Genomic DNA, 22,253 nt, shown 5'->3' with positions numbered 1-22,253 from the left:
TTGACAAAGCTGAGAATGAATATTTTAAGTTGAAAGACAGCTTTTTTTAAAATAATCCTTAAAACCTTAAACATTTACTATATATTTTGCTAAATTGATATATTTATGCAAAAATACTATAGCTATTATGGATGCCTGCCCTAATTGTGCTTCAACAAAATTTACAAAAGCTGGAATCGTAAATCAAAGACAACGTTATAAATGTAAATCCTGTAATTATTTTTTTACTGTCGGAAAGCTAGGCAAGCAAATAGATGATTACTATGTCAATAAGGCACTACAGCTATATCTAGAAGGTTTGACCTATAGGGAAATCGAAAGAATTTTAGGGGTTTCCCATGTATCCATAATGAACTGGGTTCGGAAATACAACATAAAGCGTCCTTATAAAACAAATTACCATCCAACCTATAAAATCCTTAATGAAAAAGAGTTAAAAACTTATTTCCAAAGTCCATCGAATATTAAAGGGGCAGGAGTTTTGGTTACGGAGCTTGGTGACAAGTTTATGTTGATTAAATGGGAACGTTTCAGGGAATAACTATACTTAATTACCACTAAAGTATATTAAGTTTTCTTTCACACTGTTTTTTTTGGATGTTCGTAGTGCATGCAACAAATCACTAAATAACAACTGAAAATGAAAAAAGTAGTCTTTGGACTGGCACTTGCCTTGCTGGTCATACAGGTAGTTCATTCACAAGGTAGCACTGAATATGACGGAGGTTACAAAGTAAAACTGAATGAAGATGGCTCTAAATATTTTAGAATAATTGCATGGGGTCAGTTTTGGGCACAATATAATGACAATGTCGCAGACGATGCGAGCAAATTTAATCTTAGTGTACGTAGGGCCCGATTGCTCACCTATACACAGTTAAATAAAAAATTTATGATTTTGACCCATTTGGGTTTAAATTCATTAAATGGTGGAAATCAGAGTGCCATAGGTACTGGGGCAAACTCCCAATTGTTCTTTCACGATTTTTGGGGAGAATGGTCTTATGACGATAATCATCAAATAGGAGCTGGATTGCACTATTGGAATGGAATTTCTAGATTGAACAGTGCCAGTACCCTAAACTTTATGACTTTGGACAACAACCGACAGTCGTGGGCAGTTTTGGGGCTTTCCGACCAATTTGCAAGGCACATCGGTGTATACATCAAAGGAAAATTTGGCAGACTGTTCTATAATCTTTCTTTGGATGAAGCAGGTACAAATAATCTTCAGGCAGATGTAGCACCAACCCCGGACGGCTCGGCAATATATGCAGGGAGAAGATTGTTGGGCTCCCGAGATGCAGGAAAACTGGTGCAAGGGTATTTTTCATATAATTTCTTGGATCAAGAATCGAATTTCCTTCCCTATAAAGTAGGTACTTATTTGGGGAGCAAAAAAGTGTTCAATATTGGTGCTGGCTTTTTGGTGCATCCCAATGGCTCTGTAGTTGCCAATACAGCTGGAGAATTGTCGGGAGAAGACGTTTCAATCTTTGCAGTGGATGCTTTTTATGATACTCCTCTGGGAAATGACGGCAGTGCGATTACAGCCTATGCTAAATTCCAAACTAATGATTATGGCCGTGATTTTGCCTTGGGAACAACGTATGATTCTGGGAACATGATATATGGGCATGTAGGTTATCTACTGGCCGGTGAAACGGACAAAACTCGCTTTCAGCCCTATCTTTCTTATCAAAACAGAAGCGTAGACGCTATTGATGATTCAGCAAATCGATTTGGAGTTGGAGGGAACATTTACTTTACCGGACACCATTCCAAACTATCTTTTGAATATTCCAACTTCAAATATGGAGATGGTGATAGCAATGGAATATTCACTGTTCAAGCAATGATTTATTTATAAAACGAACGAATTATGTCAGAAAAACAACAAAAAGCATCCGCCTACTGGAAAGAGAACCTTAGATATCTTTTCATCCTCTTAACCATTTGGTTCGCTGTTTCCTATGGAGCTGCCATTATTTTTAAAGATGCACTCAATACCATTCAAATTGGTGGTTTTAAACTAGGATTTTGGTTTGCGCAACAAGGATCGATCTACACATTTGTAATCTTGATTTTCGTCTATGTGCGATTAATGAACAAGCTGGATAAAAAATACGGCTACGACGAGTAATAACTAACTAAAAAATACTACGATATGAACGATGTTCAAATTTGGACCTATGTGTTGGTTGCCCTAACCTTTGGTCTTTATATAGGAATAGCAATTTGGTCCAGGGCAGGATCTACAAAAGAATTTTATGTTGCTGGAGGAGGCGTTTCCCCATTGGCCAATGCCATGGCCACAGCTGCAGATTGGATGTCCGCTGCATCCTTTATTTCCATGGCAGGTATCATTGCCTTTGCAGGATATGATGGATCAGTATATTTGATGGGATGGACCGGAGGCTATGTACTATTGGCACTTTTATTAGCACCCTACCTACGAAAGTTTGGTAAGTTTACGGTACCTGATTTTATCGGAGATCGCTACTATTCCAATACTGCTAGAATGGTAGCCGTTTTTTGTGCTTTGCTGGTGTCCTTCACCTATGTAGCAGGACAAATGCGTGGGGTGGGAGTCGTTTTTTCCAGATTCTTGGAAGTTGATATCAATACCGGGGTCATTATTGGGATGGTGATTGTGCTTTTCTATGCCGTTTTAGGTGGAATGAAAGGGATTACCTATACCCAGGTGGCACAATACTGTGTTTTGATATTCGCCTTCATGGTCCCAGCAATTTTTATCTCCATACAAATGACCGGGAATCCTATTCCACAATTGGGAATGGGAAGCACTGTAAATGATGGTTCTGGGGTTTATTTATTGGAAAAATTGAACGGGTTATCCACAGAGCTTGGATTTGCAGAGTATACGTCCGGCTCTAAAAGTTTAGTAGATGTATTTGCAATTACCTTGGCATTAATGGTAGGAACTGCTGGACTTCCACACGTGATTGTTCGGTTTTTTACCGTAAAAAGAGTGAAAGATGCCCGTAAGTCAGCTGGATTGGCATTGTTGCTTATCGCTATACTTTATACTACAGCACCGGCAGTTGCTGTATTTGCAAGAACCAATATGATCGAAACGGTGAGCGACAAAGAATATTCATCTATGCCTGAATGGTTTAAAAACTGGGAAGGTACGGGGCTCCTCGCGTTTGATGATAAAAATAAGGATGGAAAAATTCAATACGTGGCGGATAAAGCTAAAAATGAATTGACCGTGGATAGGGACATTATGGTATTGGCCAATCCCGAGATTGCAAATCTACCCGCTTGGGTCATTGCGCTCGTAGCTGCAGGTGGTCTTGCTGCCGCACTTTCTACGGCTGCTGGCCTTCTGTTGGTGATTTCATCATCGGTATCCCACGATTTGGTAAAGAAAATCTTTGTTCCTAATATTTCTGAAAAAGGAGAACTATGGGCTGCTCGTGGTGCCGCTACGGTTGCGGTCGTAATTGCTGGTTATTTTGGAATAAACCCGCCAGGCTTTGTCGCTGCCGTAGTAGCATTGGCATTTGGACTTGCTGCGGCCTCATTTTTCCCTGCCATTGTATTAGGGATTTTTTACAAGAAAATGAACAAGGAAGGTGCTGTTGCGGGAATGGTAGTCGGTATTTTATTGATGCTTTTCTACATGTTGAAATTTAAGTTCGGCATTTTTGATGGAGGCAAGTCAGCAGTAGAAGGTCTTAAAGCATCTTGGTGGTTTGGCATTTCACCTGAAGGTTTTGGTACTATCGCCATGCTGGTAAACTTTGCAGTTTCCTTAGTGGTCAATAGATTCACAAAAGCACCGCCAGAGAATGTTCAGCAAATTGTTGAGGATATACGAATACCCAGTGGAGCTGGCGAAGCGTCATCTCACTAATATTAAATTAGTTGATTGTTAAAAAAGCGGTGCTGGCGAACGACTGCCGCACCGTTTTTTGTAATTTCAACAAAAGCACCTCTTGAAAATGAAAATGAAGAAAAGACATCAGCAAAAATTAGTGGTACTGGCCGTACTGCTATTCTTTTTATGGAATGTTCCTTTTGTAACCATTTTTGATGGTGATGCACAACTGTTCGGTTTCCCCATATTTTACGTCTTTATTTTTTTAAGCTGGTTTGTTGCAATTATAGTTTCATTTTTAATCCTGAAAAAGTACTATGAGTAACTATTTGCTCATATTGATTATCGTTTGTTACCTGGCTTTTTTGTTTTTCATAGCCTACTACGCAGAAAAAAACCGGAAAAGCAAGTGGGTCAACAATCCCTATATTTATGTACTTTCTTTAGCGGTATACTGTACCGCTTGGACCTACTATGGTAGTGTGGGCATTGCTTCAAAGTCGGGTATAAGCTTTCTTACCATTTATCTTGGTCCCGTAATTGCATTGCCGTTATGGATTGTCATCATGCGGAAAATCATTCGTATCTCCAAGCAGCAAAAGATTTCGAGTATTGCCGATTTTATTTCGATGCGCTATGGGAACAATCGCCTTTTAGGAGCTTTGGTCACCGTAACCTGTCTTTTGGCAACGATACCCTATATCTCATTACAGTTAAAAGCAGTATCGGAAACTTTTGAAATTATTACTTCTGACCAAAGCTATAGCACAACAGGTATTTTAGATGATTCTACATTTTACATCGCCTTATTGATAGCAATTTTTGTAGCATTTTTTGGGACACTTTCAACAGATGCATCGCAACGCAAGAAAGGTATTATAGCTACAGTTGCTCTTGAATCTATTTTGAAACTAGTATTCTTTTTGATAGTAGGAATCTATGTAACGTTTTATCTTTTCAATGGTACCGGAGATGTTTACGAACAGGCATTACAAACGGAAAATTTTGAACGATTATCATCATTTGGCGGATTGGAGAATGGCTTTAACTGGCTGTTTACCATTTGTCTTTCCTTTTTTGCCATTTTCCTGCTACCACGTCAATTTCACGTTGCAGTGGTCGAAAATGAAAAGGAACGTCACTTAAAGAAAGCTATCTGGTTGTTTCCGCTATACTTGTTGCTGTTCAATATTTTTGTGATTTTCATTGCATGGGCAGGAAACATAAGGCTTTCGGGAAATGTAAACCCAGATTATTACACGTTGCTACTACCCTTGCAAGAGGGCAACGTCTTTCTATCTGGTTTGGTATTTATAGGTGGATTTTCTGCGGTAATTTCCATGATCGTGGTGTCTACATTGGCACTTTCTACCATGGTCAGCAACAATGTGATAATCCCGTACGGATTTCTAAAGAAAATGGTCGAGGGTAATCCTGAGGCAAATTCAAAAAACATCAAGAACATTCGGAGAATAGCAGTTTTTACCCTCATTATTTTTGCCTATTTCTTTTACATTAATTTTTCGAACCAATTGTCGCTGTATTCCATTGGCCTAATTTCTTTTGTGGTCATTTCGCAATTGGCACCATCCTTCTTTTTTGGGCTGTTTTGGCGAAGGGGTACTGCAAAGGCTGCAAAAGCGGGAATAGTAATTGGTCTTCTTGTGGTAGTGTATACATTGATTTCACCAATAATAGTTGATTCAATGAACATAAGTAGTGTGTTTGCGACACGTGGACCTTTTGGAGCAACATGGTTAAGGCCATCGCAATTGTTCGGAATTGATTATTTGACACCGGAGAGCAATACCTTTTTATGGAGTTTGAGTTTTAATTTATTGGGATTTGTTTCAATTTCTGTGTTATCGAAAGGGAATTACCGGGAACGTAATTATGCAGAAATTTTTGTTCACAACGAAAATTACGAAAACTTACAAGAAGGTGCTTTTGTTTGGAAGGGCGAAGCTTACGTCACGGACATTAAAGAACTGTTATACCGCTTTTTGGGTGAGCAACGAACCAATAGGGCATTCAATATTTTTAATCGGAAGTACAACATATCGGAAACTGAAGAAAAGGCGGATGCAAGACTGATCAACTTTTCCGAAAAACTTCTAACGGGTAGTATTGGTAGCGCCTCTGCCAAGATTTTGTTATCATCGGTTTCCAAAGAAAAACCCATTAGTCTTGTTGAGGTCTTGAACATATTGGAGGATACAAAAGAAACCAAGGCGAATAATAAACTGTTGGTAGAAAAGTCGGCCGAGCTATCCAATATGGCAAATCAGTTAAAAATAGTAAATCAAGAACTGAGGAATCAGGATAAACAAAAGGATGATTTTCTAGATACTGTGGCCCATGAACTTAAAACACCTATTACCTCAATAAAAGCTGCTTCCGAAGTTTTGGAGGATGAAGAAATGCCCTCTGAACTTCGAAAACGCTTTCTTAAAAATATAAGCAAGGATACGGACCGTTTAGCTGTTCTGATACACAATATTCTTGACCTTGAAAAATTATCAAGTGATCGTGCTGAATTGGACGTAAAGAGCCATAAGATCAACAACACCATCAAAAAAGCTATCAATGGTATTGCACAAATAGCAAATAAAAGGGGAGTGAAAGTGCTGTTTGAAAACGATATCCTTTTGATTGGTCTTTATGATGAAGACCGAATTCTTCAGGTATTTACCAATCTGTTATCAAATTCCTTAAAGTTTACCGAGGAAAACAAGGGCGTCATCAAAATTCTATTGGAAGAAACCAATGAAACCATAGAAGTTGCTGTTGAGGATAACGGAAAAGGGATTCCCAAAGAAGAGCACAACTATATTTTTGAAAAGTTTTATCAGTCAAAAAACCAGAATACCAAAAAACCACAGGGCAGTGGGTTTGGATTGGCCATCTGTAAAAAAATTATAGAAAGCCACAAAGGAAGTATATGGGCGGATGCTTCATATACCAATGGTGCCCGAATGGTTTTTACTATTCCTAAATTAAAATGAGCGTGAAAAAAATACTGATTGTAGATGATGAACCCAATATCGTAATGTCCTTGGAGTATGCCTTCAAGAAAAAGGACTTTGAGGTGTTTATTGCAAGGGATGGAAAAGAGGCATTGGAAATTGCCGACAAACAAACGCCCCATATTATCCTACTTGATATCATGATGCCACAAATGGATGGCTATGAAACCCTTCAGAAAATAAAGGAAAACAAAGAATTGAAAGAGACCAAGATTATCTTTTTATCTGCCAAAAGTAAACTGGCGGATGTGGAAAAAGGAATGAAGTTGGGAGCGGACGGCTATATGACCAAACCTTTTTCCATTAAAAAAATAGTCAAGGATGTAGAGCAATTGATAGCATAACTAAATAAACAGACACTGAAATAAATATAACTTAAACGAAAAGATCATGAGTAATTATCACATAAAACATTTTGAGGAATACTATCAAGTCTATCGTAAATCCGTCAGAAATCCAGAGAGTTTCTGGGAAGAGGTTGCCGAAGAGCACTTTGTTTGGCGTAAAAGATGGGACAGCGTCTTGGAATGGGATTTTTCCAAACCAGAGATCAATTGGTTCAAAGGTGCAAAACTGAACATAACGGAGAATTGCCTTGACCGCCATTTACCAGTTAGGGGAGACAAAACAGCAATCCTGTTTGAACCCAATGACCCAAAAGAAGAAGCACAGCACATTACATATAAACAACTTCACGAAAAAGTGTGCAAGTTCGCCAATGTACTAAAGGACAATGGTATTGAAAAAGGGGATAGGGTAGTTATTTATTTGCCCATGATTCCGGAATTGGCAATTTCACTATTGGCCTGTGCACGTGTTGGCGCAATCCACTCTGTAGTTTTTGCTGGTTTTTCCTCTACTGCGTTGGGAACTCGAATCAATGATTGTGGTGCAAAAATGGTCATCACATCAGATGGTTCGTACCGTGGTGCAAAAACCATCGACTTAAAAGGAATTGTAGATGAAGCTTTGGAAAAATGTCCTGATGTTGAAACGGTTTTGGTAGCTAAACGGATAAAATCCAACATCAATATGAAAAAAGGTAGGGACAAATGGTTGCAACCTTTGTTGGATAAAGCGTACGCCGATTATACAGCGGATATCATGGATGCGGAAGACCCATTGTTTATCCTGTACACCTCAGGTTCAACGGGCAAACCTAAAGGTATGGTGCATACCATTGGAGGCTATATGGTCTACACGGCCTATACGTTTAAAAATGTATTCCAATACCGTGAAGACGATATCTACTGGTGTACGGCTGATATTGGTTGGATCACGGGCCACTCTTATATCGTTTATGGCCCCTTGGCCAATGGAGCCACTACCGTTATGTTCGAAGGAGTACCCTCTTATCCTGATTTTGGTCGGTTTTGGGATGTGGTCCAAAAGCATAAAATCACCCATTTTTATACTGCACCAACGGCAATCAGGGCCTTAGCAAAGGAAAACCTTGATTTTATAACGGAGCATGATCTCTCTAGTTTAAAAGTATTGGGTACTGTTGGTGAACCCATTAATGAGGAAGCATGGCATTGGTATAATGAACAGGTCGGTGAAAAAAAGTGTCCTATTGTAGATACTTGGTGGCAAACCGAAACAGGTGGGGTATTAATTTCACCAATACCGTTCGCGACCCCTACCAAACCCACCTATGCGACATTGCCCATGCCCGGTGTGCAGCCTGTTTTAATGGATGAGAACGGAAAAGAAATTAAAGGGAACCAGGTTGACGGAAGGCTTTGTATTAGGTTTCCTTGGCCCTCTATCGCCAGGACCATTTGGGGAGATCATCAACGCTACAAGGATACCTATTTTAGTGCTTTTAAGGGAATGTATTTTACAGGTGATGGTGCGCTCCGTGATGAGGTAGGTTATTATAGGATTACGGGTAGGGTAGATGATGTGATCATTGTTTCTGGACATAATTTGGGTACGGCACCTATTGAAGATGCCATTAATGAGCATCCTGCCGTTGCGGAGTCAGCAATAGTAGGCTTTCCCCATGATATCAAAGGAAATGCACTATATGGCTACGTGACCTTAAAGGAAACAGGGGAATCCCGTGATCGTGACAATCTTAAAAAGGAAATAAATCAGGTTATTACGGAACATATCGGACCAATTGCCAAATTGGATAAGATTCAATTTGTTATAGGGCTTCCAAAAACACGAAGTGGAAAGATTATGCGCCGTATTCTAAGGAAAATTGCCTCTAAGGAAACCAGTAATCTAGGCGATACTTCGACATTACTAAACCCTGAAGTAGTGGATGCCATTATGAAGGAGAGTTTATAGCGCTTAGAAGCCATATTTTAAAGGTCGTTGTTTTTTAATAAGATCCTTGAGGTCTTCTGGTTTAAGCTTATCGATAATGTGAAGCAAGGCTATGGCCGTAATCAACGCATCTCCTAAAGCAGTATGTCTGTCTTTTTTGGAGATGCTGAATTTCTCGGCCAAATCATCCAAGGAATAGTGTTCTTTTTTTTGGAGTACCGTAGTGTTGAGCAACGTTCTTCGGTAAAGCAATCCAGTATCCAATGTTTGGTTTTTCAACTTGGGAAGTTCGTGTCGTTCCAATGCAGCATTGATCATGTTGACATCGAACATCACATGGTGACCCACGATGACATCATTTTTGACATAGCCCAAGAACTGTTGTAATGCTTCAAGTTCGGTAATGTATTCCACATTTTCCTTTTTCAATATTCCGTGGATTTCTGCGCTTTCCACATCGTAATGATTTTGAGAGAGATAGACCTCAAAACTTTCTTTCACCGCAATATTTTTATGAAACAGTTTCACCGCACCTATACATAGCATACGATCCTGCTCGTAATTGAAACCCGTTGTTTCGGTATCCAGCACAACATATCGCACATCCTTTAAATCGGAAGGAAAAGGCTTTTCAAAAAGAGTGGCATAATCTTTCCAAAAATTGGGAAGGTCGATAGGTTTTTTCTTTTTAAAGAAGCGCATCATCCCAAAATCGTTTTTACCTGAAAGCGTACCTGCAAGAGTTCCTGTATTTCTTTGATGGTCTTAAAAGTTCGTTTTAGTTTTATTTTTTCTTCCTTGTTCAATTTATCCAAAGCAATAAACCTGCCCGAATCATTGTGCAACAGACCCTGTATGGTCCTAAATTTTAATAACGCCTTGCTAGCGTAAGAGCATGATAGGTACAATTCTTTGTTTTGGGGCTCTAGCTCTGCCAACTTCTCGTAACGTTCTGCCGTATTGTTTATTGATTTTATGGCGTGTGATAGGATAAGAACCCGTGCAGCATCTATCATGGGCATCAATGCACGTAGTTTTAAATCGAAAAAGTCTTTATGCTCGCCATCTTGTTCCACCAAAAAGCTTCGGAAGAAACCTGTGGGAGAAGGGTTTTGTAATGCTCCGCTTGCCAGATGAACCAAAAACAGAGGATGCTTTTCAATATTTTTAAAAATATGGGAAGAAAGCTCATCGACCAGTGTTTTATCCCCATAGGTTACAGTGTAATCAAAAAATATGGATGATAAGAGTACCTCATCGGGTCCGGGATTGCCTATCCAAAAAGATGTGACTTTTTTCCATTCGTCAAGACTATGGCACCATAAAGGGTTTGAGGCCATCATCTCGGCAGGACAATATTCATATCCTATGGTATTCAGTTCTTTGGTAACCCGGTTTCCCAATTCCAAAAAATAGGCATGGGTCTCTTTTAGTTTTGCAGCAGGTACATTTTCAAATAAGATGGCATTGTCCTGATCTGTGTTCAGTAGTTGCTCAGCTCTTCCCTGACTGCCCATGGTCAACCAGGTGAACTTGACAGGAGGTTTTTGCTCCATCCCTCTAAGTGTTATTTTAATCACCTGTTTGATGGTTGCATCATTCAGTTCCGATACAATTTTGGAAACCAGTCGTAACGGAATGTTCTGGTCCAAGTAACCGCGCAGCAAATTCGTTACGCCGCGGCGAATGGTCCGTAATGTTTTTATACTTCTAGCTCTTTTAATGGCTCGCATCAATACGGCAGGATTGTTTCCCATAGCAAGCATGACATCATGTTTGGACAGGATGCCGACCGCAGGTGTATCTGGCGTTCCATCTTCGGTAAGACATAGATGGCTAATATTGCTTTTCATCATGGCCATCTGTGCTTGTGTGATGGTCAGATTTTTTGGGTAGGTGATTACTGGGGCGGTCATTACTTCCTTTGCGGTGGCGGTAATGGGAACTTGACCAGTGAACACTTTGTTCCTTAAATCTTTATCGGTGATTATCCCTATTGCCACGTCATCTTTTACTACTAAAATACATCCTACGTTATTGGTAGTCATGGTATTTGCCAAATCCGTGATAGGAGTGTTTTCCGAACAGGTGACCAAGTTGGTGGAATATTGGACCGGTTGTAAGTCCAATAATGTACGCTCCGTATTGTTTTCTGTTGAATCGGTAACACCATAAAGCTGACCCCTATGCTTTTGGGAGTAGGGGTTACGTGTGTTGGAGGCAAAGCTTTCTATTAAAAAATTACCAACTTGTATATTTTCCAGTGCCAGGGGCTTAAATTCCTTTATGGGAATGGCGTAGAGTATGCTTTCTTCGTGGGCCTTTGCTTCCAATTTGTAATTCTCGTTTGCCATTAATGGTCGTAGGCCAAAAATATCGCCCTCATCACAGATATCCATAATAGCGTTTGAACCTTTTTTGGCAAGTGCCACGGCTCCTTTGTGTACGATGTAGAAACAATCGTGCGGAACTTCTTCTTCGGTAAAAATGATGCTATTGTTTTCTTTATAGCTAATAGCCACTTCACAGGATAACTTTTCAAGTTGTTCCGGCTCCAGAATATTAAAAGGTGGATAGTGCTTCAAAAAATCGGAGACCCTCTCAGAAATTGTGTTCTTCATACTGTAAATTTAGGTCTAATCCATCTAAAATGAATATTGAAACAAAACTGAAAAGGTTAGGATATAGATTTTATCTTAGCGCACCGAAATATTTATAAGTTTGGTTTGTAACTCTAACGCTATCCCGTAATACATTTTTATGATAGACCCCATTTCTCTTTATAAAGAGCGTAAGGATATGTTCGAAGCTTTGCTTCAAAAGAACAAAAAAACGTTGTATTTCTTAAGTATGCTCCGATTGCTGGTCTTTGTAGCAACGGGTTTCTTGGTATATCTTTTTTTTAATCATGCATCCTTGGCCGCTATACTTGCCATTGTAGGTATTTCGGTCTTTCTCTTTTTATTGAAGAAATATGTAGCGCACAAAGCGGAACAGACCTTGAACAAAGCATTAAAAACAATCAATGAGGAAGAGATAGCAATAGGGAACGGGACATATTTGGATAGGTATGACGGTGAAGTATTCAATGAACCTACCCATTTTTTTAGTTCTGATATTGATTTGTTCGGAAGAGGGTCGCTATTTCAATACCTGAACAGAACGGGACTAAAGGAAGGGACACAATACTTGGTCGATTTACTGACTGCCAATGACATTACGGGTATTAAAGAACGGCAAGAAGCGGTAAAGGAACTTTCTGGGTTTACCGAATGGAGGCAAAAGTATACGGCAATTGCCCGAATTATAAAAAGCGAGACTTCTTGCAAGTCGATATCCAGTTGGCTCAGTGGGTATCAACCTTTTATCCCGAGTGCCTTTACATGGATTGTCACCGTTTTTGGTATCATTTCAATCGGTGTTATAGCTGCTTCAAGCTTAAAACTTATTGGTGTTCAGTTTGTTTTGTACTGGTTTTTGTTGGGTTTGGCAGTAACCTTGTTCTTTGTAAAAAGGGTCAATGATCTGAGTGCAAAGACCAGCCGAATCAAAGAGACCGTCCAGCAATACGCCCTATTGTTGGATGAAATTGAACAAATGGAGTTCAAGTCATCACTGTTACAATCGGAAAAGGCGAAAATTGAATCTAGAAAAGCAAAGGCTTCGCAAATTTTCAAAACTTTTTCTGCTGCCTTGGATGCTTTGGACAATCGAAACAACTTAATTATCGCACTTTTGGGCAATGGTCTTTTTTTATGGGATTTACGCTGTTCCTTACGTATTGAAAAATGGATACTCGAAAACCGTGAGGTAGTGGATCACTGGTTTGAAACCGTTGCATTCTTTGATGCGTTCAATACTTTGGCAACTTTTGCCTACAACCATCCAAGTTTTATCTATCCAGATTTGATCAGTTCCGATACTGCACTTATCAAAGCGGAATCAATGGGGCACCCTCTTATCCCAAAAATGGAAAGAGTGGATAGCGATTTTTTCCTGGCGGATACTGACTTCTTGATTATTACAGGTGCCAATATGGCCGGTAAGAGTACATTTTTAAGGTCGGTATCGTTGTTTGTTCTGATGTCCAATGTGGGACTGCCTATATGTGCGGCGCGTAGTTCGTACAGCCCTATAAAGCTGATAACAAGTATGCGTACGAGCGATTCCCTAACGGATAACAGCTCGTATTTCTTCTCTGAATTGACGCGGTTGCAGTTTATTATGGAGCACCTTCAAAAGGATTCCTATTTGGTGATACTTGATGAAATCTTAAAGGGCACCAATAGTGTGGACAAGGCAGCGGGCTCCAAAAAGCTTATAGAAAAATTGGTAGGTATGGGCGTTCCCGGAATTATTGCCACGCATGATCTCAGTCTTTGTACAATAGTAAATAGCTTGGACAACGTAAAAAACTACTTTTTTGAAACAGAAATCGAGAACGACGAGCTCTATTTTGACTATAAGTTAAAAGAAGGCGTTTGCAAGAATATGAATGCCTCGTTTTTGTTGCGGAAGATGGATATTACATAGTCTATTTTTACAATTCAATATCAAGCTAATTCAAAATTATTCTCATTTTTTGTCATGGGATAGTCCTCATTTTCAACTTCATTTAGCTTATCTAAGATTGTTCTGCCAATGTTGCATGTTTAGTTTTTTAGATATGAAAGTATAGTTGGATTTCCCAATTCTGATTTGTAGGAAATCCATAGAATTTTTGAGGTTTTACTGCAACGGGATTATTTGGAAATGAAATAACTTGTAAGCACTCCCCTATACCTTATTCACCAACTAAAACCAAACCAATATGAGAATACTCGTATCATTGTTCTGTTTGATTTTTTGTCTGCAAATCCATTCTCAGGAGATTTTGAAAAAAAGATACAGGGTTAGACCTAAACTAAGTTTAAAAACGAAAAAATATGATTTAGCTTTTCAACCGAGAACTATTGCACAGTTTGCGTTTGAAGGATTACCGAAATTGGTGTCTTTTGAAAGGCCCATTCTCACTTCTTCAATTGGAGAAGGATATCTTGTCAAAGATTCCTATGTTAAATATAAATCTTTGGCGAGTAATGATTCGCGAAGAGAAAAAGTGGATAAACAGATAGCTTTGGTTGCAAACAGTATTGTCAATTCAACTGAATTATTTGATTTAAATGGTAAAAAAATTACGATTACTGAAAAGGAAGCAAAGAATCCAGATTTACTCGAACATATCGCAGTTAAAACTACCTCACAACCCGATTTCTACAGTACAGGTCAAAATTATAAATACAAGGCCAATGTACTTTTCGAAAAAGATAAGTTGTTTGTAAACATCTGGAACTTTACCGATAGTCCTTTTAAGGACGATAAAGAGACTTTATACTATCAATTATCTGATGGTCAAACTGCTAGGCTTAATTTTCAAGAGATCACTATATCCACTTTGGTCTTGCCTCTTAAATATAGATTTAAGGACGATCCGATATTGTTTGAGGAAATAAACGATATGATGGAGACAACTATTATAGAAAAAAGTGTACCTGAAACATTTACCTCTGGAATCAATGTTTCCATTTTTGGGGGATATACTTGGGGAACCACTAGATTTCACTATCGTAAAAAAGTGGGCAATAGGACCATTGTAAATAAACATACAATTGGAGGGCTGTTAGGAACAGGAACTGAAACTTTGTCCGCTAATAATACTGATGGTACTTCAGAAGCACCGAAAGGCTCGGACGAATTTAGCATAGGACTTCTTTCCACGGGTTTTGGTTATGTATACAGCAGGAATAAGTTTGCTATCGGTGCATTTTTTGGATTTGATTTCGGGGTAGGTTCAGTATCCAATACTTGGAACTATGACAATCGTCCCTGGATTGGAATAGGTCTAGGCTATGATATTTTTAAATTATAAACCATGGGAGAAATAAGACCTTCAGATTACAGGATTAGAAAATTGGTTGGCATTCTAGGATTGTCGTTACCACTTGCACTTCCTTTGTTGGCCGATTTAGATGTAATTTCATCGATTAGCCACTATTATTATTTGACTGCACCTTCTTTGTATTTTATCATTGTACTTTCTGCATTGGCACTGGTGCTTATATCATATAAGGGATACGAGAAGGACAGTGATGAACTTATTACAGACGATTGGATAACAAATCTTGCTGGATTCGCTGCCCTTATAGTTGTTTTAGTTCCTACCTCTTGTTCGGAAAGTGGAAACGCCACTATTCAAGTTATCTGTAGAAAAGGAATTCTTCCTCTGTTTGGTCACGATGACAATTTTACAGATGATATTCATTTAGTAAGCGCTGCGGTTTTCGTTTTCTTAATGGGATGGATGTCATTTGTAAAGTTTTCCCGTAATCAGCAAGGTAAATGGCAATACATGTGGTACAGGGCTTGTGGTATTATAACGTGGTGTGCAATAGCCATATTGGTATTGTACTTTCTTTTGGATTTAAAATTGGACAATTTTGTCTTTTGGCTTGAGGTAGTTGCCTTAGTTCCTTTTGGAATTTCATGGTTGATAAAAGGAGAGGCTGTCGAAATGGTAAAGAATATGTTTTAATAAATCCTGTTGGGATTTATCTAAGACCCCAAGACTTTTGTCTTGGGGTTTTTCCTGTTTTACTGTAGCGAGAGAGGGACTTGAACCCTCGGCCTCCGGGTTATGAATCCGACGCTCTAACCAGCTGAGCTACCTCGCCATGCCTTTTTAGCGGCTGCAAATATAAAGTTTAATTTTTGCCCAATCAAAATTCATTATTAATTTATTATTTGATATTTATTTTTATATCTTCCCAAACTATATCAATTGTTGAAAGGAAAAACTGAACAGTATAATGAGCGATAAGATTAAATTTGAAATAGAATTTGTTATTCAAGCTTCTCCACAGTTGCTTTACCAATATATTTCTACTCCTTCAGGCCTATCTGAATGGTATGCCGATAACGTAAATTCCCGTAGTGAGTTGTTTACTTTTATATGGGATGGATCCGAAGAAAGTGCAAAAATGTTGAAGCGAAAGAGTGACGAATTTGTTAAGTTTTCTTGGGAAGAAAACGATGATGACACCTTTTTTGAGATGAAGATTATTGTAGATGAGATTACTAAAGATGTTTCTTTGTTCATAACCGACTTTGCCGAAGAAGACGAAGTGGATGAAGCTAAAATGCTATGGGAAAACCAAGTATCGGATTTAAAACAAGTACTTGGCTCTAAATAGCAGTATTCTCAACTAAAACGTATATTTGGCCTTGATTTTTCAAGGCTTTTTTTATGGTCAATTTTAATGGTAGACTCCTTTCCAAGGACAAGGATATTTTAAACTACGATAATAGGGGATTAAAGTATGGGGATGCTCTTTTTGAGACGGTTCGTTGTGTTAACGGTACCGTTTTCTTTTGGGAGGACCACTATTTTAGATTGATGTCTTCCATGCGTATCCTAAGGATGGAAATACCCATGGAGTTTACATTGGAATTCTTGGAAGAACAGATTCTAAAAACTGTTGGTGAAAATGGATTGGATACCAATTCGGCCAGAGTGCGGTTAACCGTTTTTAGAAATGGTGGTGGGCTATATAGTCCTAAAACCAAGGAAGTTTCTTATATTATTGAAACAAGTGAATTAAAATCGCCGTTTTATCTTGTTAATGAAGAACATTACGAAGTAGAGCTTTTTAAAGACTATTACGTCAACAAAGACATGTTGTCCAATCTAAAGACGACCAATAAAATTTTAAATGTTGTAGCCAGTGTTTATGCCAAAGAGAACGGATATGAAAACTGCATTCTCATCAATAACAACAAACAGGTCGTCGAGGTTATCAATGGCAATCTTTTTTTGGTCAAGGATAAGGTCATTAAAACACCCCCTCTGGGCGATGGTAGTTTGGATGGTATCATTAGGAAAAAACTACTGGAGATTATAGCGGCAACACAAGATTTTGAGCTGTTGGAAGAATCCATTTCACCGTTTGAGCTTCAAAAAGCAGATGAACTTTTTATAACCAATAGTATTGATGGTATACGACCTATAAGTAAGTATCGGAAAAAAGAATATTCCAATAGTGTCAGTAAAAGTCTAATAGGGAAACTGAATGCAAAGGCCAGGATTGGTTAGCCTAATTTAAAGAAGGGTTTTCAGGGGCATTGGACCACAATAGATAGTCTCCGCCAAGTTCCACCATTTTTTCCTTCCAAAAAGCATTGGAAGACTTTTCTAGGATTCCGCTTTCATATTCATTCCGCACCACGATCCACGATTTTGAAGAAAGTTCTTGGTCCAGCTGACTTGAATCCCAACCAGAATATCCTAAAAAAAATCGTATGTCCTGGGCGGTAATGGTCTTATTATTGATGAGCTCTACGGTTTTTTCAAAATCACCACCCCAGAATATACCATCAGAAATTTCAATACTATCCTGGATAAGATGGGGTACCTTATGTATGAAATAAAGATTGTCCTGTTCTACGGGGCCTCCGTTAAAAACTTTGAAGGGTACCGTAATTTCCGAAATAAGGTCGTTTATGGTATAATCCAAAGGCTTGTTTAGAATAAAACCTACAGACCCCTCATTGTTATGTTCAGCAAGCAAAACTACCGATCTGTTAAAAGAAACATCACCTGTTAATGTTGGTTCGGCAACCAGTAGTTTTCCTTTTTTAGGTTTAAGGCTAACCATAGTAATTTTAGATTCTTATTCTTAAATGTAACATAATATATCATAATTACAAAAAACACTGGAAGATGCAGAAAATAAAAAAGCACTTCTCTATAAAGAAGTGCCTTGATATATTTCAAATTGAAATTGATTAGTTTACTGCACCGCTCAATTCTGCTCCCGCTTTGAACTTTACTACGTTCTTAGCTGCGATTTTGATAGTTGCCCCAGTTTGTGGATTTCTACCTTCTCTTGCATTTCTCTTGGATACTGACCAAGAGCCAAAACCTACTAAAGAAACCCTGTTTCCTTTTTTAAGAGATCCTTCTACGTTTCCTAAGAAAGATTCCAATGCCTTTTTAGCTGCTGCCTTAGTGATGCCAGCATCAGCTGCCATGGCATCGATTAATTCTGTTTTGTTCATAATGGAATTAAATTAATTGTTGTTAAAATAATTTTAATGCTGAACAAATTTATATGGATTTGCTTTTAACGCAAGTAAAACCAAGGGAAATAGGGTTTTTTGTTGATAACTTGAAACGTTTGTTGATAAAGTAGAAAAAAAAATCGACCAATTGCAAGCCTAGTCATAGTAAGGCTTCAGCGAAGACATGCGTTTTTATGTAGATTTAGGCCGTTTAGAATTTCAGAAACGTTCATTTTTCGCTTTCCCGAAAGTTGTATTTCCAGAAGTTGTAAATATCCTTCTTTGGTGGCAACCCTTAGTGTCTTTTTATCCGCAAGAAGCTTTCCTACTTTGAAATCATGCTTTTCTGGCTCCATACGGGTTTTATAAATCTTGATACTTTCCTCTTTTTCTCCATTCAAAAAACAACACCATGCAGAAGGGTAGGGGCTTAAACCTCGAACAAGGTTATGGATGTTTTCCAGAGAAGCTTCCCAATTTATTTTACAATTCTCTTTGTGGAGTTTAGGAGCAGGTTTTAAATCCCCAAAATGTTTCTGCGTCGTACTGGAAACTTTACCTTCGGAAATCTGTTGGCATGTAGCCACAACAAGTTCAGCACCTAATATCATTAGCTTATCATGAAGTGTACCTGCGGTATCCTCTGATCGGATTTCTTCTTCCTTTTGAAGTATAATGTTGCCTGTATCGATTTTTTCATCAATAAAAAAAGTAGTTACACCTGTTTTGGTCTCTCCATTGATTACGGCCCAATTAATGGGAGCAGCTCCTCGATATTGGGGAAGTAAAGAAGCATGAAGGTTAAACGTGCCAAATTTGGGCATCTGCCAAACGGCCTTGGGTAGCATTCTAAAGGCGACAACAACATGAAGGTTTGCCCCCAGATTTTTAAGTTCCCCTAAAAATTCTTCACTTTTTAAATTTGTGGGTTGTAATATCTTTAAGTTTTGTGCTGTTGCGAATTGTTTTACCGCAGATTCCTGAATCTTTCTTCCTCTACCTGCTGGTCTATCTGGTGCGGTAATTACACTCACCACTTTAAAGCCTGCATCCAAAATCTCCTTTAGGCTTCCAACAGCAAAATCTGGTGTTCCCATAAACACAATTCGAAGGGAATTTTTATGTATTGATGACATACTCATTTTTATGATTTAATAGTACCACTTCGTCTTCAAGGAGTATTGTTAGTGTTTTTAAAATTATCTTTTCATCAACTGCTAATACTTCCGCAAGTTTTCTAGAGGTTTTTGGACTCACCTTTAACAATCGGACTATTTCTGATTTGATATCAAAAGAACTATGGCCATTCGTTTCCGTGCAAATATCGCAAGTCCCACATTTTTCTTTTACTATCTCTCCAAAATATTTTAATATAAAGTTGCTGCGGCATAAGCTGTTGTTATTTATGTAGCCCAACATGGCATCCATATTGCTTTGTTTGACCTTGTTAAAGTCTCTGATTTTGTTTGCAAAGGTATTTATGGTCCGTTCATCTTCTCTTGGAATCAGAAAATTGATTTCCAAGTCGCTAGCTGTATTCCTATATTCCGCAATACCGTCGGTTTGCAACTGTTCCAATATTTTCTTTATTGATTTCTCATGTTCTCCTGTTTTTTTTGAAATCAAGTTGATGTTTATGCTGGTGTCATAATCCGTGATTCCACCATATGTGCGCAGAATCGTTTGTATCACAGGAGCAGTCTTACGGTTATTGTTCAGATACTCAAAAATACCCGTTTTGGAAGCAATGAATTTAAGCGTGGTCTTCTCGCTATAGGTATCGGACAGGTCAATGACGGAATTTTGGTCAAGAATGCGCAGGCCATGGTATGCCATGTTTGGGTTAAAATCGTAACGCTTGCAAAACGAATTAAACTTTAAAGGAAATGTTTCCAATGTTGATTCTCCGTATGAAATTTGAAAATAACTGTTCAACCTTGCATAAAGATTTTTAACGAAATCAACGTTAGGTAAGGAAGCAACGAACTGTTTTCTTGCCAATGCTTCATCTTCTCTTGTATTTAACAGAACTGCTGTGGCTGTTCTCCCATCTCTCCCTGCACGGCCCGCTTCTTGAAAATAGCTTTCCAAACTATCCGGAATCTGATAATGCACTACGAGTCGAACATCTGGTTTGTCCACACCCATTCCAAAGGCATTGGTGGCTACCATGATTTCTACATTATCATCAAGCCATAAACCCAACTTTTCTTTTTTCTCTTCCCTGGAAATTCCTCCATGGAAAAAGGAAGCTTTACATCCATTTTTATTTAAGAATTCAGCAAGAAATAAAGACATTTTACGTGACCTAACGTAAACAATGGCACTACCGGGGATAGTATTCACAAGCTTTTTTAGCTGGTATAGCTTGTCTTCCGTTTTTTTAACCTTAAAAATGATGTTGGACCTGGAAAATGAATCTTTAACAATTTTAGGATTTTTCAATTCAAGATTTTCCAAGATATCTTCTATGACTTTTGGCGTTGCAGTTGCCGTAAGTGCGATCATTTGTGAATTTGGCGCAAGTTCTCTCAAGACTGCACATTCCAGATAAGCTGGTCTAAAGTCATTGCCCCATTGCGATATGCAATGCGCTTCGTCTATGGCAATAAGGTTTACGTTCATCTCTTGAATTCTTTGTTGGACGATGGATTGCTGTAAACGCTCTGGCGATAGATACAGGAATTTATAATTGCCGTAAAGACAGTTGTCCAAAAGATTGTTGAGCTCTTCAAAAGTTATGCCTCCGGTAAGTGCAACCGCTTTAATACCTTTTGATTTTAAACGATTTACTTGGTCTTGAATCAAAGCGACCAGTGGCGAAACAACGATACAGATACCTTCGTTGACCAAGGCAGGAACTTGATAACAAATGGATTTTCCCCCTCCAGTAGGTAGTAATGCTAAAACATCTTTTCCAGCGATAACAGCATCGATGATTTTTTTTTGAGAGCCCCTAAAAACATCAAAACCCCAAACTTCTTTTAAAACTACTATGGCTTTTTTCTGCACTAATTGCTTTTAAGAGTTTCTAGGACAAATGCCGTTCGTTGTGAAACAGGTTTTTTTGGTACAATTATGGGCTCATACTCGAACCGAGTGTAGGTTTTCATGAGGGCATCATGAATTTTTTCAGCTTCTTCAAAGGTTTCCAAACGTTCATTATCCGAAATATAGATTTCCTTCCATGGCGGGACAATGAAAATAGCATCGTAACGATGCTTTTTACATACGGCAACAAAATCTTCCCTATAGGCCTGTTCAAAAAAATCCATATAGGCCAGAACATCTGGAACGCCACGGTCAAAAAAACTCAAAGTAACGTTTAGGCGCTGTGATTCTTCATGGTGTTTGGCTCTTCCGTATAATAAGTCCTTGTTAAACTGCATGGCATCATCAACAAACAACAATGGATTGGATATGAATTCATTGGATTCACCGTTCATTTTCGCTTCAGAAGTCATATCTCGTATAATCTCATGGAAGCAGTGAAAACCCTTACTTTCCAAATCATTGATTATTGAGGTTTTTCCGGTTCCGGGCGCTCCCGTAATTACTACTTTTTTTGTGCTCAACCGTTAATATTTATCAACACAAAGTAATGAAATACACAGAAGGAAAAAAAATTGTACGCTAACCCATATATTTGTACAAAACAAACGTATGGAGAAGGAAGAATCCGATGCATTTTATGCTAGGCTTAAAGAACAGTTATTAGAGAATACAAAATGGCCTTCCAATTATCTGTACAAGTTTATCGTGCCAACGGATAAAGAGAAAATTGACCAAATCACCAACATATTTAATATGGCCGGAGCGGTCATAGAATCAAAACAATCCAAAAAAGGTACGTACACGAGTGTTTCGATTACGGTACTTCTAAATAGTCCAGATGAGGTTATTGCCAAGTACAAAGAAGTTTCCGGTGTTGAAGGAGTAATTTCCTTATAAAACCTACAATTGCCATAATTTTAGTATTTTGCACGCGTTAGTGGAAAGACTTCCCA

20 protein-coding genes, 1 tRNA gene and 1 pseudogene are annotated in these 22,253 nt (G+C 38.5%); 14 read left to right on the top strand and 8 right to left on the bottom strand.

The genetic code is table 11. The features are described 5' to 3' along the window. Positions 1-127 precede the first annotated feature (127 nt). The 8 genes and pseudogenes from LV716_RS17795 to acs all read left to right on the top strand — a co-directional run. On the top strand, positions 128-541 hold the full coding sequence (locus LV716_RS17795) for a helix-turn-helix domain-containing protein (RefSeq protein ID WP_163419123.1): 414 nt from the start codon (positions 128-130) through the stop codon (positions 539-541). A gap of 99 nt (positions 542-640) precedes the next feature. Then, positions 641-1,870 carry a hypothetical protein gene (locus LV716_RS17790; protein ID WP_163419122.1) on the top strand — a complete coding sequence of 410 codons (1,230 nt, stop codon included), beginning with the start codon at positions 641-643 and terminating at the stop codon, positions 1,868-1,870. A 12-nt stretch (positions 1,871-1,882) separates the two neighbouring features. Next, entirely contained in the window at positions 1,883-2,143 is a 261-nt protein-coding gene (locus tag LV716_RS17785) for a DUF4212 domain-containing protein (RefSeq protein ID WP_163419121.1), read from the top strand. Between the two features lie 24 nt (positions 2,144-2,167). After that, positions 2,168-3,883: a sodium:solute symporter family protein gene (locus tag LV716_RS17780; protein WP_163419120.1), complete on the top strand. Its 1,716-nt coding sequence runs from the start codon at positions 2,168-2,170 to the stop codon at positions 3,881-3,883. A gap of 94 nt (positions 3,884-3,977) precedes the next feature. Further along, positions 3,978-4,172, top strand: a complete 195-nt coding sequence (locus LV716_RS17775; RefSeq protein ID WP_163419119.1) for a hypothetical protein — start codon at positions 3,978-3,980, stop codon at positions 4,170-4,172. Further along, entirely contained in the window at positions 4,165-6,852 is a 2,688-nt protein-coding gene (locus LV716_RS17770) for an ATP-binding protein (protein WP_163419118.1), read from the top strand. The genes LV716_RS17775 and LV716_RS17770 overlap by 8 nt, the downstream gene beginning before the upstream one ends. Before the next feature lie 2 nt (positions 6,853-6,854). Continuing rightward, positions 6,855-7,217 (top strand): response regulator transcription factor, encoded by a 363-nt coding sequence (locus LV716_RS17765; protein ID WP_163419117.1) that lies wholly within the window; start codon positions 6,855-6,857, stop codon positions 7,215-7,217. Positions 7,218-7,251: 34 nt separating this feature from the next. Further along, positions 7,252-9,171 (top strand): annotated as a pseudogene (gene acs, locus LV716_RS17760) (acetate--CoA ligase); the annotation flags it as partial. A 3-nt stretch (positions 9,172-9,174) separates the two neighbouring features. Here the strand turns inward: acs and LV716_RS17755 are convergent. Further along, complete coding sequence (locus tag LV716_RS17755) at positions 9,175-9,855, bottom strand: PolC-type DNA polymerase III (protein WP_163419115.1); 681 nt, start codon at positions 9,853-9,855, stop codon at positions 9,175-9,177. After that, a complete protein-coding gene (locus tag LV716_RS17750; protein ID WP_163419114.1) occupies positions 9,852-11,771 on the bottom strand; it encodes a DUF294 nucleotidyltransferase-like domain-containing protein in 1,920 nt (639 codons plus the stop codon). Before LV716_RS17750 ends, LV716_RS17755 begins: the two co-directional genes overlap by 4 nt. Before the next feature lie 139 nt (positions 11,772-11,910). Here LV716_RS17750 and LV716_RS17745 point away from each other — a divergent pair, with 139 nt between their 5' ends. The 3 genes from LV716_RS17745 (at position 11,911) to LV716_RS17735 (ending at position 15,721) form a co-directional block, all read left to right on the top strand. Further along, a complete protein-coding gene (locus tag LV716_RS17745; RefSeq protein WP_163419113.1) occupies positions 11,911-13,683 on the top strand; it encodes a DNA mismatch repair protein MutS in 1,773 nt (590 codons plus the stop codon). A gap of 277 nt (positions 13,684-13,960) precedes the next feature. Beyond that, complete coding sequence (locus LV716_RS17740) at positions 13,961-15,058, top strand: hypothetical protein (protein ID WP_163419112.1); 1,098 nt, start codon at positions 13,961-13,963, stop codon at positions 15,056-15,058. Positions 15,059-15,061: 3 nt separating this feature from the next. Then, positions 15,062-15,721, top strand: coding sequence for a hypothetical protein (locus tag LV716_RS17735; protein WP_163419111.1), 660 nt, complete (start codon positions 15,062-15,064; stop codon positions 15,719-15,721). Positions 15,722-15,786: 65 nt separating this feature from the next. On the opposite strand, the gene LV716_RS17730 is transcribed toward LV716_RS17735, so the two are convergent. Continuing rightward, positions 15,787-15,860: transfer RNA gene (locus LV716_RS17730), tRNA-Met, on the bottom strand. 135 nt (positions 15,861-15,995) lie between these two features. Between LV716_RS17730 and LV716_RS17725 the strand changes: the two genes are divergently transcribed. Further along, the gene (locus LV716_RS17725; RefSeq protein WP_163419110.1) at positions 15,996-16,379 is read left to right on the top strand and encodes an START-like domain-containing protein; all 384 of its coding nucleotides are present in this window, start codon (positions 15,996-15,998) and stop codon (positions 16,377-16,379) included. 53 nt (positions 16,380-16,432) lie between these two features. Next, on the top strand, positions 16,433-17,278 hold the full coding sequence (locus LV716_RS17720) for an aminotransferase class IV (RefSeq protein ID WP_163419109.1): 846 nt from the start codon (positions 16,433-16,435) through the stop codon (positions 17,276-17,278). Between the two features lies 1 nt (position 17,279). Here LV716_RS17720 and LV716_RS17715 read toward each other — a convergent pair whose 3' ends face one another. From LV716_RS17715 to LV716_RS17695, 5 genes are all read right to left on the bottom strand, one after another. Next, complete coding sequence (locus LV716_RS17715) at positions 17,280-17,840, bottom strand: YqgE/AlgH family protein (RefSeq protein WP_163419108.1); 561 nt, start codon at positions 17,838-17,840, stop codon at positions 17,280-17,282. 130 nt (positions 17,841-17,970) lie between these two features. Beyond that, complete coding sequence (locus LV716_RS17710; protein WP_163419107.1) at positions 17,971-18,243, bottom strand: HU family DNA-binding protein; 273 nt, start codon at positions 18,241-18,243, stop codon at positions 17,971-17,973. Positions 18,244-18,419: 176 nt separating this feature from the next. Beyond that, positions 18,420-19,382, bottom strand: a complete 963-nt coding sequence (gene fmt / locus LV716_RS17705; RefSeq protein ID WP_163419106.1) for a methionyl-tRNA formyltransferase — start codon at positions 19,380-19,382, stop codon at positions 18,420-18,422. Further along, the gene (locus tag LV716_RS17700) at positions 19,366-21,258 is read right to left on the bottom strand and encodes an ATP-dependent DNA helicase RecQ (RefSeq protein WP_163419105.1); all 1,893 of its coding nucleotides are present in this window, start codon (positions 21,256-21,258) and stop codon (positions 19,366-19,368) included. The genes fmt and LV716_RS17700 overlap by 17 nt, the downstream gene beginning before the upstream one ends. Then, positions 21,258-21,821: an AAA family ATPase gene (locus LV716_RS17695; RefSeq protein WP_163419104.1), complete on the bottom strand. Its 564-nt coding sequence runs from the start codon at positions 21,819-21,821 to the stop codon at positions 21,258-21,260. Before LV716_RS17695 ends, LV716_RS17700 begins: the two co-directional genes overlap by 1 nt. Before the next feature lie 88 nt (positions 21,822-21,909). On the opposite strand from LV716_RS17695, the gene LV716_RS17690 reads away from it, so the two are divergent. Continuing rightward, on the top strand, positions 21,910-22,197 hold the full coding sequence (locus LV716_RS17690; RefSeq protein WP_163419103.1) for a DUF493 family protein: 288 nt from the start codon (positions 21,910-21,912) through the stop codon (positions 22,195-22,197). Positions 22,198-22,253 lie beyond the last annotated feature (56 nt).

It is taken from the genome of Flagellimonas sp. HMM57 (assembly GCF_021390175.1).
In the GTDB taxonomy this organism is placed as follows: Bacteria; Bacteroidota; Bacteroidia; order Flavobacteriales; family Flavobacteriaceae; genus Flagellimonas.
This window is presented reverse-complemented; position numbering and strand designations above follow the sequence as displayed.

Excerpts from the sequence above, each read along its gene's own strand:
- LV716_RS17795 (WP_163419123.1), top strand. The coding sequence starts at position 128 with ATGGATGCCTGCCCTAATTGTGCTTCAACAAAATTTACAAAAGCTGGA.
- LV716_RS17790 (WP_163419122.1), top strand. The coding sequence starts at position 641 with ATGAAAAAAGTAGTCTTTGGACTGGCACTTGCCTTGCTGGTCATACAG.
- LV716_RS17785 (WP_163419121.1), top strand. The coding sequence starts at position 1,883 with ATGTCAGAAAAACAACAAAAAGCATCCGCCTACTGGAAAGAGAACCTT.
- LV716_RS17780 (WP_163419120.1), top strand. The coding sequence starts at position 2,168 with ATGAACGATGTTCAAATTTGGACCTATGTGTTGGTTGCCCTAACCTTT.
- LV716_RS17775 (WP_163419119.1), top strand. The coding sequence starts at position 3,978 with ATGAAGAAAAGACATCAGCAAAAATTAGTGGTACTGGCCGTACTGCTA.
- LV716_RS17770 (WP_163419118.1), top strand. The coding sequence starts at position 4,165 with ATGAGTAACTATTTGCTCATATTGATTATCGTTTGTTACCTGGCTTTT.
- LV716_RS17755 (WP_163419115.1), bottom strand. The coding sequence starts at position 9,855 with ATGATGCGCTTCTTTAAAAAGAAAAAACCTATCGACCTTCCCAATTTT.
- LV716_RS17750 (WP_163419114.1), bottom strand. The coding sequence starts at position 11,771 with ATGAAGAACACAATTTCTGAGAGGGTCTCCGATTTTTTGAAGCACTAT.
- LV716_RS17745 (WP_163419113.1), top strand. The coding sequence starts at position 11,911 with ATGATAGACCCCATTTCTCTTTATAAAGAGCGTAAGGATATGTTCGAA.
- LV716_RS17740 (WP_163419112.1), top strand. The coding sequence starts at position 13,961 with ATGAGAATACTCGTATCATTGTTCTGTTTGATTTTTTGTCTGCAAATC.
- LV716_RS17735 (WP_163419111.1), top strand. The coding sequence starts at position 15,062 with ATGGGAGAAATAAGACCTTCAGATTACAGGATTAGAAAATTGGTTGGC.
- LV716_RS17725 (WP_163419110.1), top strand. The coding sequence starts at position 15,996 with ATGAGCGATAAGATTAAATTTGAAATAGAATTTGTTATTCAAGCTTCT.
- LV716_RS17720 (WP_163419109.1), top strand. The coding sequence starts at position 16,433 with ATGGTCAATTTTAATGGTAGACTCCTTTCCAAGGACAAGGATATTTTA.
- LV716_RS17715 (WP_163419108.1), bottom strand. The coding sequence starts at position 17,840 with ATGGTTAGCCTTAAACCTAAAAAAGGAAAACTACTGGTTGCCGAACCA.
- LV716_RS17710 (WP_163419107.1), bottom strand. The coding sequence starts at position 18,243 with ATGAACAAAACAGAATTAATCGATGCCATGGCAGCTGATGCTGGCATC.
- fmt (WP_163419106.1), bottom strand. The coding sequence starts at position 19,382 with ATGTCATCAATACATAAAAATTCCCTTCGAATTGTGTTTATGGGAACA.
- LV716_RS17690 (WP_163419103.1), top strand. The coding sequence starts at position 21,910 with ATGGAGAAGGAAGAATCCGATGCATTTTATGCTAGGCTTAAAGAACAG.